The sequence below is a fragment of the Ruegeria sp. C2 genome (assembly GCF_056537765.1).
In genome coordinates this window covers 1876472-1892029 of record NZ_JBQFRZ010000001.1, presented here as the reverse complement: position 1 = coordinate 1892029, position 15558 = coordinate 1876472, and the positions used below count along the sequence as shown (strand labels likewise).

The 15558-nt window shown below is 59.0% G+C and carries 11 protein-coding genes; 4 read left to right on the top strand and 7 right to left on the bottom strand.

Annotated features, from left to right (window positions below):
* Window positions 1-100 precede the first annotated feature (100 nt).
* The 3 genes from ACR0IV_RS09495 (at window position 101) to ACR0IV_RS09485 (ending at window position 2225) form a co-directional block, all read left to right on the top strand.
* Entirely contained in the window at window positions 101-505 is a 405-nt protein-coding gene (locus tag ACR0IV_RS09495; protein WP_480692684.1) for a hypothetical protein, read from the top strand.
* 3 nt (window positions 506-508) lie between these two features.
* The gene (locus ACR0IV_RS09490; RefSeq protein ID WP_480656897.1) at window positions 509-1741 is read left to right on the top strand and encodes an HlyD family secretion protein; all 1233 of its coding nucleotides are present in this window, start codon (window positions 509-511) and stop codon (window positions 1739-1741) included.
* Between the two features lie 115 nt (window positions 1742-1856).
* Window positions 1857-2225: an NUDIX hydrolase gene (locus ACR0IV_RS09485; RefSeq protein WP_480656898.1), complete on the top strand. Its 369-nt coding sequence runs from the start codon at window positions 1857-1859 to the stop codon at window positions 2223-2225.
* A 69-nt stretch (window positions 2226-2294) separates the two neighbouring features.
* Here ACR0IV_RS09485 and ACR0IV_RS09480 read toward each other — a convergent pair whose 3' ends face one another.
* The 7 genes from ACR0IV_RS09480 to xdhA are packed head-to-tail and all read right to left on the bottom strand — an operon-like array spanning window position 2295 to window position 11652.
* Window positions 2295-3368 (bottom strand): BMP family ABC transporter substrate-binding protein, encoded by a 1074-nt coding sequence (locus tag ACR0IV_RS09480; protein WP_480468832.1) that lies wholly within the window; start codon window positions 3366-3368, stop codon window positions 2295-2297.
* A gap of 31 nt (window positions 3369-3399) precedes the next feature.
* Window positions 3400-4320: an ABC transporter permease gene (locus ACR0IV_RS09475; RefSeq protein ID WP_170686863.1), complete on the bottom strand. Its 921-nt coding sequence runs from the start codon at window positions 4318-4320 to the stop codon at window positions 3400-3402.
* Between the two features lies 1 nt (window position 4321).
* Window positions 4322-5404: an ABC transporter permease gene (locus tag ACR0IV_RS09470; RefSeq protein WP_480468834.1), complete on the bottom strand. Its 1083-nt coding sequence runs from the start codon at window positions 5402-5404 to the stop codon at window positions 4322-4324.
* Between the two features lie 38 nt (window positions 5405-5442).
* Window positions 5443-6960: an ABC transporter ATP-binding protein gene (locus tag ACR0IV_RS09465; RefSeq protein WP_480468835.1), complete on the bottom strand. Its 1518-nt coding sequence runs from the start codon at window positions 6958-6960 to the stop codon at window positions 5443-5445.
* Window positions 6957-7892 (bottom strand): xanthine dehydrogenase accessory protein XdhC, encoded by a 936-nt coding sequence (xdhC, locus tag ACR0IV_RS09460; RefSeq protein WP_480656899.1) that lies wholly within the window; start codon window positions 7890-7892, stop codon window positions 6957-6959. Before xdhC ends, ACR0IV_RS09465 begins: the two co-directional genes overlap by 4 nt.
* Complete coding sequence (gene xdhB / locus ACR0IV_RS09455) at window positions 7892-10294, bottom strand: xanthine dehydrogenase molybdopterin binding subunit (protein ID WP_480656900.1); 2403 nt, start codon at window positions 10292-10294, stop codon at window positions 7892-7894. The genes xdhC and xdhB overlap by 1 nt, the downstream gene beginning before the upstream one ends.
* Window positions 10291-11652 carry a xanthine dehydrogenase small subunit gene (gene xdhA / locus ACR0IV_RS09450; RefSeq protein ID WP_480656901.1) on the bottom strand — a complete coding sequence of 454 codons (1362 nt, stop codon included), beginning with the start codon at window positions 11650-11652 and terminating at the stop codon, window positions 10291-10293. Before xdhA ends, xdhB begins: the two co-directional genes overlap by 4 nt.
* 342 nt (window positions 11653-11994) lie before the next feature.
* On the opposite strand from xdhA, the gene dnaE reads away from it, so the two are divergent.
* Window positions 11995-15495: a DNA polymerase III subunit alpha gene (dnaE, locus tag ACR0IV_RS09445; protein WP_480656902.1), complete on the top strand. Its 3501-nt coding sequence runs from the start codon at window positions 11995-11997 to the stop codon at window positions 15493-15495.
* Window positions 15496-15558: the final 63 nt, after the last annotated feature.

Genomic DNA, 15558 nt, shown 5'->3' with positions numbered 1-15558 from the left:
GGCATCGTCGCCCGAAAAGACGCAAGTTCAAGGTATCGGACACTTGATCGCACGCTTCCAGACTGGTTTTAGTGCACATATCAGAAGATTTGGAGACAACGTGGACATGGCAGACCTTCATCCAATGGCAACGGGCCATATCCCCGCTTATGTCACGCAGGCAGATGGCAGTGATTATCTTTTTACCTTCATGCTGATCTTCACCGTTGCTATGGTTGTTCTGATCGGCGTGGCGTATTTTACCCTGCATTCGATTCCGGAAAAAATGGCGCATGAGACAAATCATCCGCAATTCCAACTGGTTGGGATTCTAGCGCTTCTGGCTCTGTTCACGCATAACGGCATTTTCTGGGTTGCTGCGGTACTTGTCGCAGGCTTCCAGTTTCCCGACTTTGCAGCGCCATTGCGCTCGATTGCTGACGCGATCCGTTCGTTGGCGCCGGGGCAGACATCGGCTCCGGAGCCCGAGCCAGAACCAAGCAACCCAGAAGTGCAGGGGCATTGAACCATGATTGAGACAATGCTGTGCGCACTGATTACCGTGCTTCCCGACTATCTGTTCCGTCGTTTTGTGCAAGGCAAGCGGATCGGGCATGAGATCACCCTGTTCACCATGTGGTATGAGCTGCGCTGGGGCCTCACGACCTGTGCTATTCTGGCGCTGACTGTGATTACAACGCTGTTTTACTTCCACCCGTCCAGCAAAACAGCGGCGTCCTATTTCCGCACCGTGACGATCCTGCCGCAACTGGGTGGGCGCGTGTCCGAGGTTTATGTGCGCAACAATGAACAGGTCACCGCCGGTCAACCGATCTTCCGGATCGAGGATTTCGCCCAGACCGCTCAGGTTGAGGCCGCCAATGCGCAGATCGCACAGGTTCAGGCCTCATTGAAAGTGGCCCAGACCGATCTGGCCGAGGCCGAGGCCGGGATCGCGGGGGCGCGTGCGGCGCTTGATCAGGCGCTGGAAGACCTGGAACGTAACACAACCCTGCGCGACGAAGGATCCAGCGCTGTACGTCTGGCTGAAATCGACCGGCTTGAAAATCTGGTTGCCGAGCGCGAAGCACAGGTCAATGCTGCAGTCTCGCAACGCGCCGCCGTCGTGCAACAGATCGAAGAGCTGATTCCGGCCCAATTGGCCAGTGCCGACGCGCAGCTGGATGCGGCGCTTACGGAGCTCGAAAAAACCGTTGTCAGTGCCGGTGTGACCGGTCGGGTCGAACAATTCGGTCTGCAGGTCGGCGATTATGTCAGTCCGCTTTTGCGCCCTGCAGGTATTCTTGTGCCATCCAACTCGGGTCACAACCGGTTTCAGGCCGCGTTCAACCAGTTGTCCGCACAGGTCATCAAACCCGGCATGATCGGAGAGCTGGGCTGCATGACCAAACCCTTCACTGTGATCCCCGTCGTGGTGGTCGAGGTGCAGGATGTGATCCCCTCAGGCCAGATCCGCCCCACGGATGAGCTGCGGGACGTGCAGAGCAACACCAACCCGGGTTCGATCCTTGTCTATCTTGAGCCGCTATATAAGAACATGGCCGAGGATGTGCCGCCGGGCAGCAATTGTTTGGCGAACGTCTATACCGACAATCACGAACGGTTAGAGCATGAGGATCTGGGTTTCTGGAAAAAGTCATTCCTGCATGTGGTGGATACGATTGGCGTCGTTCATGCAGCGGGCCTGCGGTTGCGGTTGATCCTGATGCCAGTGAACACGCTGGTTCTGAGCGGGCATTGAGCAGGAATAAACCGGTTCCAGCTTTTTGCTGAGACAAGGCATTGAGGTAAGCTACATGACCGGTCCCAACCGCTCTTCCGAATATGCGTGCGCCATTATCGTGCAGGACTAAAAAGTGCTGCTCGGGCGGCGCGCGCATTTTCGGGCGTCCTATCCGAATTGCTGGGATTTCATTGGTGGAAAAATCGAAAACGGTGAAACGCCTGAGCAGGCTCTTACCCGTGAACTGAACGAGGAAATCGCCATTTCACCCATCGAACCCCGCTATTTCGATCAAATCGTCGATACCGGGGTCAATGCCGAAACGCCGCCGGTTTATCGGTTTTTTCTGGTCCAGAAATGGCAGGGCGGGGGACCCGTTATCAACAACCATGAGCATTCGCATCTGGAGTGGTTCAGCTTGCAGCAAGCCTGTGATTTGTCGAATCTGGCTTTGCCGGAATACCGCCCGCTGCTTCGCGCCGCTTTTGATCACGCGGGGTGATCCGGTAATCTGAAACAGAAAAAGGCCCGCCTGATGTGCGGGCCTTTTGGTAGTCAGGTTATCGTGACCTTACTGCGGAATTTCGCCTTCCAGCCCTTCGACGTAGAAGTTCATGCCCGCAAGTGTGCCGTCATCGGCCACTTCGCCCTCAGCCAGCCAGTCGCTGCCATCCTGCTTTTTCAGCGGTCCGGTGAAGGGGTGGTACTCACCCGCAGCCATGGAGGCCTTCATCGCCAGCGCTTCTTCCTTGACGTCGGCGGGAACCGCATCTGAAATCTCGCCGATCTCAACCATGCCTTCGCGGATGCCGTCCCAAGTGTTCACGGTCTCCCACGAGCCATCCATCACCGCTTGGGTGCGCGCGATGTAGTAAGGCGCCCAGTTGTCGATGATCGAGCTGACGCGCGGGAACGGAGCGTATTCGCTCATGTCCGAGGCCTGACCGAAGGTAACGACGTTGCCCGCCTCTTGCGCAGCCGCCTGTGGCGCGGTCGAGTCGGTGTGTTGCAGGATCACGTCCGCGCCCTGTTCGATCAGAACGGTGGCGGCATCGGCCTCTTTCGCCGGGTCGAACCAAGTGTAGGCCCAGACGATCTTGAATTCGACATCCGGGTTCACCTTCTTGGCGTGGATATAAGCCGAGTTGATGCCGCGGATCACTTCGGGGATCGGGTAGGAGCCGATGTAACCGATGATGTTCGATTTGGTCATCTTACCCGCGATGTGGCCCTGAACGGCGCGACCTTCGTAGAAACGGGCCGAGTAGACCGAGACGTTGTCGGCGGTCTTGTAACCGGTCGCGTGCTCGAACTTCACGTTCGGGAATTTCTTGGCCACGTTGATCGTCGGGTCCATGTAACCGAACGAGGTGGTGAAGATCAGATCAGCACCTTCCAGCGCCATCTGGGTCATGACGCGTTCGGCGTCCGGACCTTCGGGAACGGATTCGACGAAGACGGTTTCAACCTTGTCGCCAAACTCTTCCTCTACGGCCAGACGGCCTTTGTTGTGTTCATAGGTCCAGCCGCCGTCGCCCACCGGGCCGACATAGACGAAACCGACCTTGGTCTTGTCCTGAGCCATGGCCCCCGAGGCCAGACCCAGCGCCATGGCGGCGCTTGCCAGAAGTGTAGTGAATTTCATGTGTTACTCCCCAAGTTGGTTTAATTAGCCCCTAGTGTGAGGCATGGAAGGTCCGGCCCAATGCGGCAGGTGCGCTGCTCTTGTCGGCCGAAAGGATCACAAGCACAAGGATCGTGATGATATAGGGCGACATTGCCAGATACTCGACAGGAATGGCAACGCCCGCTGCCTGTAAATTAAGCTGCAACACGGTGATGCCGCCGAACAAATAGGCGCCCAGCAAGGCCCGCCATGGTTTCCAGCTGGCGAATACCACCAGCGCAAGAGCGATCCAGCCAACGCCGGCGGTCATACCTTCGGTCCATTGGGGGACGCGGATCAGGCTGATGTAAGCCCCGCCAAGGCCCGCGCAGGCGCCACCGAACAGGATCGCCATGATGCGGATTTTGATGACTTTGTACCCAAGCGCATGTGCTGCATCGTGGTTTTCGCCCACCGCGCGCAGGATCAGACCGACACGGGTGTATTTCAGCGTGGCCCAGACGGCGGCCGTCAACGCGATGCCGACATAGAGGATCGGGTCATGTTGGAACAGGATCGGGCCGATCACCGGGATATCGCTGATCACCGGGATATGGATATCGGCCATGTCCGGGGGTTTGACGCCCACATAGCTCTGGCCCATCAGGGCGCTGAAGCCGAGGCCGAAGAGGGTCAAGGCAAGGCCACTTGCCACTTGGTTGGCCAATGCCACCTGCGTCAGCAATACGAACAGTAGCGACAGAACCGCACCGCCTATGGCAGCCGCGATAAAGCCCAACCAGGGTGAGCCGGTTTCGACCGAGATCGCAAAGCCGCTGATCGCACCAACGATCATCATGCCTTCGACGCCGAGGTTCAGGACGCCTGCCTTTTCGACGACCAGCTCTCCGATCGCGGCCAGCAGCAGGGGGGTTGCGGCCACCATCAGCGAGGCGACCAGAAGGACGGGGTTAATTTCACCAAGGTCCATATTACGCTACCTCGCTACGGGCCGCACGGATGCGGTAGTTTGTCAGAAGATCGAAAGCCAGCAGGAAGAACAGAAGCATACCCTGAAACACCTGAATGGCAGCGGCAGGCAGACCCAGCTGCGATTGCGCGATTTCACCGCCGATATAGGTCAGCGCCATCAAGCCACCGGCCAGAAGGATACCCACCGGATGCAGGCGACCCAGGAAGGCCACGATAATCGCGGTAAAGCCATAGCCGACGTTAAAGTCGATGCTGACCACGCCTGAGGGGCCCGAGACTTCGAACATTCCTGCTAGACCTGCCAGCGCGCCGGACAGACCCAGACAGAACAGGATCAGACGGGCAGGGTTCACACCGGCGAACTTCGCGGCCCGAGGCGCCTCCCCGGTAAGGCGGATGTGGAAGCCCAGCATGTGCCGGTTCAGCAGCACATAGGCAAAGATCACAGCGATCAAGGCAGTGACGACACCCCAGTGCATCCCTGACCCTGCAATCAGCTCGGCATTATGAGCGCTGTCATAGGACTGCAGATTACGCGAGCCCGGAAAGCCGAACCCTTCGGGGTTTTTCAACAGACCCAGCGAAACCGAGGCCAGCATCTGTTCGGCCACATAGACCAGCATCAGCGACACAAGGATTTCATTGGTGCCAAAGCGCACCTTCAGGAAGGCCGGGATCATCGCCCACAGCCAGCCGCCAAACGCGCCCGCAATCACCATGATCGGAAAGATGTAGAACGCATCCAGAGGGTAGAAGGCCAGACCAGCACCGGCGCCAAAGATGGCACCCATGATGTACTGCCCCTCGGCCCCGATATTCCAAATACCGGCGCGGAAGCCCAGCGACAGACCGATGGCGATCAGCACCAGCGGCGCGCCTTTAACCAGCAATTGCGGGCGGTAATAGAACGCGAACTCACCAAACAGCGGTTCCCAGAAAATGGTGCCGATGGCCTCGACCGGGTTCTTGCCCAGAATGGCGAACAGGATGCCGCCAAAAACCATCGTTGCCAGCACCGCGACCAATGGGGTGGAATAAGACCACGCCTTGGACGGCTGAGGCCGTTTCTCCAACACAATCATCTGCTCATACCCCCGTGTTTCTCTTTTCTTTTAACTGTTTAGACATGGGCCACCTCCATGCCATGCGCACCGCCCATCATCAGCCCGATCTCGTCAACGGTCAGGCCCGTGGTTTCGCGCGGGGCGCTTAGTCGTCCTTCATTCAGTGCAGCAAAGCTGTCCGAGATTTCCATCAGCTCATCGAGGTCTTGCGAGATGCAGATGACCGCAGTTCCCTTGGCCGCCAGATCCAGAATGGCCTGCCGGATCGAGGCCGCAGCCGCCGCATCCACGCCCCATGTCGGCTGGTTCACCACCAGAACATCCGGGTTCTGCAACACTTCGCGACCGATCACGAACTTCTGCAGGTTCCCTCCCGACAGCGAGCGCGCCGCGTTCTCAGGGCCCGGCGTCCGGACGTCAAAAGCGCTGATGATCTTCTCAGCAAAGCTCTTTGTTTCGGTCCATTTAAGGAAGCCGTTACTCTCAAGCCCTTCGCGGACCGAACCGGTCAGCAGGGCGTTTTCGGTCAGGCTCATATCCGGCGCCGCCGCGTGACCCAGCCGTTCTTCGGGCGCGGTCAGCACGCCTAGTTTCCGCCTGGCAGTCGGGCCGAGTTTACCAATACGCTGACCGTTGAATTTGATCGCGTCGGCGGCCGTCTGAATTTCACCTGACAGCACACCCAGCAGTTCGTCCTGGCCGTTCCCAGCGACGCCACCAATGCCCAGAACCTCGCCCTTGCGGACGGTCATGTGGATATTCTTCAGCGCCGTACCGAACTCTGATGGCGACGGCACCGACAACCCACTGACATCCAGCGCAACATCCCCGAACTCACGCCCCGATCGCTCCGGTGTCTGCAGGGTCGAGCCCACCATCATCTCGGCCATGTCACGCGCCGAGGTCTCAGCCGGGACACACTCGCCCACATTCTTGCCCAGACGCAGGATCGTCGCGTGGTCACACAGGGTGCGAATTTCTTCCAATTTATGCGAGATATAGAGGATCGAGGTGCCTTCGGAGCGCAATTTGTTCAGCGTCTCAAAAAGGATATCAACCTCCTGCGGTGTCAGAACGGAGGTTGGCTCGTCCATGATCAACAGCTTCGGGTCCTGTAGCAGGCAGCGGATGATCTCTACCCGCTGGCGTTCACCTGCGGACAGGTCTCCAACGGTTCGGTAGGGGTCGAGAGGCAAGCCGTAGGTCTCGGACACTTCGCGGATACGCGAGGCCAGGTCACCCATCGGGGGCGGGTTCTCCATCCCCAGCGCGATGTTCTCGGCCACGTTCAGTGCGTCAAACAGCGAGAAGTGCTGGAACACCATCGCGATCCCATCGCCGCGCGCCGCACGCGGTTCTGGCGGCGCAAAAGGTTGGCCGCGCAGCAGCATCGTGCCGCTGTCGGGTTTCACTAATCCGTAGATCATCTTCACCAGCGTGGATTTGCCCGCGCCGTTTTCGCCTAGCAAGGCGTGAACCTCGCCTTCGCCGATGTCAAAAGACACCTGATCATTGGCCACGACGCCGGGATAGGCCTTGGTCAGCCCTTGCAAGCTCAAAAGTGGAGTGGTCACGCGCTCAGGTCCTTCTTCAACTCGGTTTGTCGGGCCGGACGCAACAGTTGCGCGGCGACACCGACGGCGATCATTTGCGGGTGTTTGCCCAAGCCGGGATCGCCGATTGGACAAGTGATCCGGCTGATCCGCTCGGGCGAATGCCCAAGGGCTGCCAGCCGCGACCGGAATCGCGCCCATTTCGTAGCTGAGCCGATCAGCCCCGCAAAGCGGAAATCGTGCAAAAGCAGCCGGTTGCACAATTCCAGATCCAGATTGTGTGAATAAGTAAGCACAAGGTGCTCGGCATCGACCGGTGCATGGCGAACCAGCTCGGTCGGTTTGGCAGCTGGAACTGTAGTGACACCAGTTGGGACCAAGGCTGGGAAGCGCTCAGGTCCGGTGTCGACCCAGGTGATCGCAATGTCGGGCAAGGGGGACAGAACATCCACCAGTGCCCGTCCGACATGGCCTGCGCCCCATATCCATAGGTTCCGGGTTGGCTTGTGGACCGGCTCAACCATCCAGCCGTCGATCAGTTGCGGTTCGGGCGCAATCCCCTGACCGCGCTCAGTTGCCAGCAACCTTTTCACGGACAGAGGCATTTCGCCTTCCGAGGCAGACCGCACTATGATCGTGTCGTCGAGCGCTGCAACCGCCTTTAGATCAAAGACTTCGCTGAACAGCGAAACCACTCCACCGCAACATTGCCCCATATCAGGACCGAGCGCGTGGTGGGTCAGGCGGGATTGGGCTGTTTGTTTCCGCGCGATCTCTGCCGCCTGAAATTCCAGTGACCCACCACCAATTGTGCCGCTTTGCCCGTGTTCCCAAACCAGCATTGCAGCGCCGACTTCGCGCGGGGATGACCCCTTGATCGCAGCAATGACCACCCGGGTGACTTTCCCGTGGGTTTTGACCGCCTCCCTCAAAGCCTCTCGATCAAATCCCATCAGATGCCTCCCTTCATCCTTTGGACGCCGTGCCAGACTTCCTCGGCCGTGGCAGGAGCATTCAGCGCCGGGTAGCTGTCGCCGCAGGCTGCAACCGCATTCGACAACGCCAGCCACGCCGATATGCCCAGCATGAACGGCGGCTCTCCGACGGCTTTGGAACGATAGATCGTGTCCTCGCGGTTCTCGCCGTCCCAAAGTGCAACGTTGAAGATGTCAGGTCGGTCCGAGCAGGCCGGGATTTTGTAGGTCGAGGGCGCGTGCGTGCGCAGATTGCCCTTGCCGTCCCAGACCAGCTCCTCGGTCGTCAGCCAGCCCGCGCCTTGAACGTATCCACCTTCGACCTGCCCGATATCCAGCGCCGGGTTCAATGAGGCACCCGCGTCATGCAGGATATCAGTGCGCAGAATGCGGTTCTCGCCAGTTAGCGTATCTACGGCGACCTCGGTGATTGAGGCTCCGTAGGCGAAGTAGAAGAACGGACGACCGCGTCCCGCGATCCGGTCCCATTCGATTTTGGGTGTTCTGTAGAACCCGGTTGCCGACAGGCTGATACGACCCTGATAGGCCAACGCAGCAGCTTCGGCGAAGGTATAGCGTTCTTCGCCGACCGAAACGTGGCCGTCCGAGAAGGTAACAGTTGACGGATCGGCTTGGTGCCGCTCGGCCAGATAGTCAGCCATCCGGTCGCGGATCGTGTCGCAGGCGGCTTTCACTGCCATACCGTTCAGGTCACTGCCCGAAGACGCTGCCGTGGCAGAGGTGTTCGGCACCTTGGCGGTATCTGTGGCAGTGATCTTCACCATTTCCAGCGGAATGCCAAAGCGGGACGCTGCGACTTGAGCGACCTTCTGGAACAGACCCTGCCCCATCTCGGTGCCGCCATGGTTCAGGTGGACCGAGCCGTCCTGATAGACATGCACTAACGCGCCCGCTTGGTTTAAATGGGTCAGCGTGAAGGAAATCCCGAATTTGACCGGAGAAAAGGCGATACCCTTCTTGATCACGCTGTTCTCGGCATTCCATTTTTCTATCGCTGCCTTGCGCGCGGCATAGTCGCTGGATTTCAGCAGAGCTTCGGTCATGCCGTGCAGTTCGAAATCGCTGACCTCCATGCCGTAGGGCGTGGTGTTGCCGCCTGCGGGCAGGGGGCGCACAGGGGTGTCGCCCATCTCAACTGCGCCCCGGCTTGTCAGGTCTTCATGCGGGTCGGGGTGACCCAGTGGTTTCTCTGCCAGCGCAGCCTCAGCAACCTTGTGCGCTGGTTCATAATAGTTGCGACGGCGCAGCTCTACCGGATCCAACCCCAATGCATGCGCAGCGTGATCCATCACGCGTTCGATCCCGACCATGCCCTGAGGGCCGCCAAACCCACGATAAGCGGTGGCGGATTGGGTGTTGGTTTTCAGCCGGTGGCTTTCGATCCGAGCATTGGGCAGCAGATAAGCATTGTCCGAATGCAGCATCGCACGGTCGGCGACAGGCAGAGAAAGGTCCTGCGCCCAGCCGCAAATCGCGTAGTGGTGGAACGAGACACCCTGGATGTGGCCGTTCTCATCGAACCCGGCCTTGTAGGAAATGCGGAACGCGTGGCGTTTGCCGGTGATGATCATGTCATCGTCACGGTCGTAGCGCATCTTGCAGGCCTTGTCGGTTGCACGCGCGGCGATGGCACAAGCCACTGCCAGAGCGTTGCCTTGGCTTTCCTTGCCGCCAAAACCTCCGCCCATCCGGCGGGTTTCAACCCGGACAGCGTGCATGGGAACACCCAAAGCGTCGGCTACTTTGTGCTGAATCTCGGTCGGGTGTTGGGTCGAACTGTGCACCAACATGTCCGCGCCTTCATTCGGCACGGCCAATGCAGCCTGACCTTCGAGGTAGAAATGCTCTTGCCCGCCAAGCTCGAAAGACCCTTCGATAACGTGAGTTGCGCCCGCGATGGCCGCATCTGCATCACCTTTGGCATAGATGCGCGGTCCATCTTCGAACCGGCTGTCAGCGGCCAGAGCCTCTTCGACTGTCAGGATCGGGGTTTCCTCGGCATAGTCGATCTTCCCAAGCCGTGCGGCTTTGCGAGCGGCCAGATGGCTGGTTGCGACAACCAGAAATACAGGCTGACCGATATAGTGAATGGTGCCGTCTGACAACAGAGGCTCATCATGGATCGACGGAGAGACATCGTTGGCGAAGGGCAAATCCTCCGCCGTCAATACCATGACGACGCCATCGGCCGCTTTCACAGCCGACAGGTCGATCGATGTGATCTTGCCCTTGGCTATCGGGCTCAGCCCAAAGGCCAGATGCAGAGAACCCTTTGGCGTCGGGATATCGTCCACATAACGCGCCGAGCCTGAGACATGCAGCGGGGCCGCATCGTGGGGGAGGGGTTTGGTCACGCTCATGCCGACACCTCCAATACGTTGGTCACCTCGCCCTGATCTTCGAAGAAATACCTCTCGAGCATCGCTTTGGCGGTTTCCAGACGATAGGTGGCCGAGGCGCGCATGTCCGTGAGTGGTGAATAATCGTCGGCAAAGGCAGGCAGCGCGGCGTCAATCGTCTCGCGCGCCCAGGGTTTGCCGATGAGTGCGGCCTCGACATGGGTTGCCCGTTTCGGGATGCCGGCCATGCCGCCGAACGCGATACGTGCCTGCGTGACGGTGCCGTCCGTAACGGTGATATTGAAACACCCGCACACGGCCGAAATGTCCTGATCGAACCGTTTGCTGAGTTTGTAGGTTTTCAGGCGGTCTGCCTGACGCGGGAAGCTGACGGCCTCGACAAATTCGCCGGGCGCGCGGTCTTGCTTGCCGTAGTCGATGAAGAACTCTTCCAAAGGCAGGGACCGACGCGTGTCGCCTTTGCGCAAATGCAGCGTTGCGTCCAAAGCGATCAGCGCGGGCGGGTTGTCCCCGATGGGCGAGCCATTGGCGATGTTGCCACCGACGGTCGCGGCATGGCGCACCTGAACGCTGGCGTAGCGGCGGATCATTTCGGCGTAAGAGGGATGCAGGTCATCAAGCACCTCCCCCATACGGTTCATATCGACCATGGCGCCGAAACGGATTTCGTTGTCGGTGATGGTGATCTCTTTCAGGTCTTCGCAGCGATTGAGGAAGACTACTGGGTCCAGATCACGCAACTGCTTGGTGACCCACAGGCCTACATCCGTTGCCCCGGCAACCAGAGTGGCATCGGGGTTCTCGGCATAGACAGCCGCCAGTTCGTCGGACGATCCCGGCAGCATCGGCGATGCGGCAGGGCTTGCGACGGGTTTGTCATTGACCCAGACCGGTACAGGTTGCTCCTCAGCGGTTTTCGCGGCTCGGATAATGGGCGCATAGCCAGTGCAGCGGCACAGGTTTCCGGCAAGCTGAGTATCGTGGTCCGTTGCGCCGTTCGCGTGACCGGCAACCATCGACATGACAAATCCGGGGGTGCAGAAGCCGCATTGCGAGCCATGCAGGTCTACCATTGCTTGCTGAACCGGGTGAGCTTCGCCATTCGGGCCGCTCGCGCCTTCGACGGTGCGCACGGCTTTGCCATGTAGCTGAGGCAGGAACAGGATGCAGGAGTTCAGCGCCTTGTGGCCATCGTCATCCGTCACCATGACGGTGCAAGCACCGCAATCGCCTTCGTTGCAGCCTTCCTTGGTGCCGGTCAGGCTGCGATCCTCGCGCAGCCAGTCCAGTAGGGTGGCCGTCGGATCAACGTCGGTCAACTCCACTGTCTCTCCGTTCAGAAGAAACGTGATATTCATTCGAGAAACCCGTCGCGTTACCCGGTTGCGCCCGTTCGGCCCTCCTTCGATGCGACGTAGAAAGAGTGGCGGGCGTTAGCTTGCCATCAGATGTTAGAAACAGCGCACCTTATCTGGCAAGAAAAACTGCCTATATGATACACCATTAGATCCGCGCGGCTTGTAAATGTCGCGTTTGTTTAAAAGTCAGTCGCTTGTAAATAAAGCGCTTTTTGAGCTCGGCTCCAGATCAATCCCGAAGCACCTTCTAGAAAAGCCAAATAATCAACGTCGATTTTTTAAGCATTCAAAAGCGTCGGTTCCCGCTTTTGCAGCGCCGTTGGCTAGGATAGCGTAGGGGTCATGAGCAGTACCCCTCGATTCATTCACCTCCGCGTTCACACCGAATATTCATTGCTGGAAGGCGCCGTGCGACTGAAGAAGTTGCCGGGCTTGTGCGAGCAGATGGACATGCCCGCCGTTGCGGTGACAGACACCAATTCGATGTTCTCGGCCCTCGAGTTCTCGGTCACCGCAAGCGGGGCTGGCATCCAGCCCATCATAGGGTGCCAGGTTGATCTCACATATGTTCGGGTGCAACCGGGCGAAAAGACCAAACCTCCTGCGCCATTGGTTCTGCTGGCACAGTCAGAGGTGGGATATGAGAACCTGATGAAGCTGAGCTCCTGTCTCTATGTAGACAAGGGTGGTCAGTTGCCGCAGGTCACTTTGGATGAGCTGGCGGAGCGATCAGACGGTCTGATCTGTCTGACCGGTGGCCCCGACGGGCCGGTGGGGATGCTGTTGCAGCAAGGGCAACGCCCGGCGGCAGAGGCATTGGTGGATCGGCTGGCAGAGATGTTCCCGGACCGCCTGTATATCGAACTACAGCGCCACCCCGGGGAGGACGGCCAGCCAGAGGCTGAGCGTCTGTCCGAGCGTGGTCATGTCGAGATGGCCTATGCCAAGAACCTTCCGCTGGTCGCCACCAATGACGTCTACTTCCCGACCTCGGATATGTATGAGGCGCACGACGCGCTGATCTGTATCGCCGAAGGCGCCTATGTCGACCAGCAGGAAGGCCGCCGCCGCCTGACCGCGCAGCATTATTTCAAGTCGCAGCAAGAGATGGTGACGCTGTTCGCCGATCTGCCCGAAGCGATTGAGAACACGGTAGAGATCGCCAAACGCTGCGCCTTCATGGCCTATCGCCGCGATCCGATCCTGCCGAAATTCGCGGATGATGAGGTGGCAGAACTGCGCCGCATCTCTAATGAGGGTTTGCAGAAACGTCTGGCTGTTATTCCGCATGCGGTAACGCCCGAGGAATATCAGGCGCGGCTGGATTTCGAACTCGGCATCATCGAAGGTATGGGCTTTCCCGGGTATTTCCTGATCGTTGCGGACTTTATCCAATGGGCAAAGGATCATGACATTCCGGTGGGGCCGGGGCGGGGCTCGGGTGCGGGTTCGCTGGTGGCGTATGCGCTGACGATCACCGACCTTGATCCGTTACGGTATTCGCTGCTGTTCGAGCGTTTCCTGAATCCGGAACGGGTCTCGATGCCCGACTTCGATATCGATTTCTGCATGGATCGCCGCGAAGAGGTGATCCGCTATGTTCAGCAGAAATACGGACGCGACAAGGTGGGGCAGATTATTACCTTCGGTGCGTTGCTGTCGAAGGCGGCAGTCCGCGATATCGGGCGGGTTCTGCAGATGCCTTACGGGCAGGTGGATCGCCTGTCCAAGATGATCCCGGTGGAAGGGGTCAAACCGGTTTCCATTGAGAAGGCGCTGAAAGACGAACCGCGCCTGCGCGAAGAGGCGCGAAACGAAGAGGTGGTGGAGCGTCTGCTTACCTATGGCCAACAAGTCGAAGGCCTATTGCGGAACGCTTCGACTCACGCGGCGGGGGTTGTGATCGGAGATCGCCCCCTGGATGCGCTGGTGCCGCTCTATCAGGACCCGCGGTCCGACATGCCCGCGACCCAGTTCAACATGAAATGGGTGGAACAGGCTGGGCTGGTGAAGTTCGACTTTCTTGGCCTGAAAACGCTGACCGTGATCCAGAACGCAATGGATCTGATCTTCAAATCCGGGCGTGACCTTCACATAGCGCCCGATGGCACGGAACTCTACGAACCCGCCGACGGAGCGGTGAACCAGATCAACGCCATCCCGCTGGATGATGAGGCGACGTACAGGCTCTATTCTGCGGCCAAGACCGTTGCGGTGTTCCAAGTGGAATCCTCGGGCATGATGGATGCGCTCAAGCGGATGAAACCCGACTGTATCGAGGATATCATCGCCCTTGTCGCGCTCTACCGTCCGGGTCCTATGGAGAACATCCCCAAGTTCTGCGAGGTCAAGAACAAGCTGAGCCAGCGGGACACGTTGCACCCCTCCATCGACCATATTCTGGACGAGACGCAGGGCATCATCGTCTACCAGGAACAGGTGATGCAGATCGCCCAGGAAATGGCTGGCTATAGCCTCGGCGGCGCGGACCTGTTGCGCCGCGCGATGGGTAAGAAAATCCAGGAGGCGATGGACGCTGAACGGCCCAAATTCCTCAAGGGTGCCGCTGAGAACAATGTAGATGAGGCCAAGGCGACCGAAGTCTGGAACCTGTTGGACAAATTCGCCAACTATGGCTTCAACAAATCTCATGCGGCCGCCTATGCGGTGGTCAGTTATCAAACCGGCTGGCTGAAGGCGAACCATCCGGTCGAGTTCATGGCGGGGGTCATGAACTGCGATATCCATCTAACCGACAAGCTGGCGGTGTACTTTGAGGAGGTCCGCAAGGGATTAGACCTGCCTTATGTGCCGCCCTGCGTGAACCGTTCGCTTGCAACGTTCGACGTGGTGGATGGAGAACTTGTCTACGCGCTGGGCGCGCTCAAGAACGTAGGTGTTGAAGCGATGAATCTCGTGGTTGCGGGGCGAGACGATAAGCCCTTTGTCAACCTGTTCGACTTTGCCCGCCGGGTTGACCTGAAGAAGGTTGGCAAACGTCCGCTTGAGATGATGGCGCGTGCCGGAGCGTTCGATCAACTGGACGGTAATCGACGCCGCGTGTTCGAAAGCCTCGATGCACTTGTGAGCTATTCGAGTGCGATCCACGAGCAGAGAAACTCCAACCAAGTCTCGCTGTTTGGCGAAGCAGGGGACGACCTGCCCGAGCCGCGCCTTTCGCCCAGCCCCGACTGGCTGCCCGCTGAACGCCTGAGCGAAGAGTTCAAAGCGATCGGGTTCTACCTGTCCGGCCACCCGCTCGATGACTACATGCCAGCGCTCAAGCGCAAGCAGGTACTGACGCTGGATGAGGTGATCGAAAAGGCCCGCTCAGGCCCATTGATTGCCAAGATGGCAGGCGTCGTCGCCGGACGGCAAGAGCGTAAATCGGCCCGCGGCAACCGCTTTGCTTTTGCGCAGCTCTCCGATCCGACAGGGGCTTACGAGGTCACGCTGTTCTCGGAGACGCTTGAGAAATCGCGCGAGTTTCTGGAGACCGGCGCGCAGGTGGTTCTGACCGCCGAAGCAACGATGGAGGCCGATCAGCTCAAGCTTCTGGGCCGATCTGTAGGCCCGGTCGATGCAGTTGTGGCCGAGGCCGGAGCAACAGGTTTGCGTATCTATCTGGATCAGCCAGAGGTCGTGCCGACCGTTGCAAAGGTGCTGGAAGATGCGAGCACTGCGGCCAAGGGTGCCAGTAAGGGGCCGATCCAGCTGTGTCTGCTGGACCCCGCCCTACCGGGGGATGTCGAGATGGATCTGGGTCAGGATTTCCCCATCAATCCGCAGATAAAGGGGGCAATCAAATCGCTGGACGGTGTCATGTCGGTCGAAGAGATTTAGAAGCCGGTTTGTTGCCACAGCGTTTTCGCGCAGCTAGGCTGCCTTTGCACACTCTTTACGCGT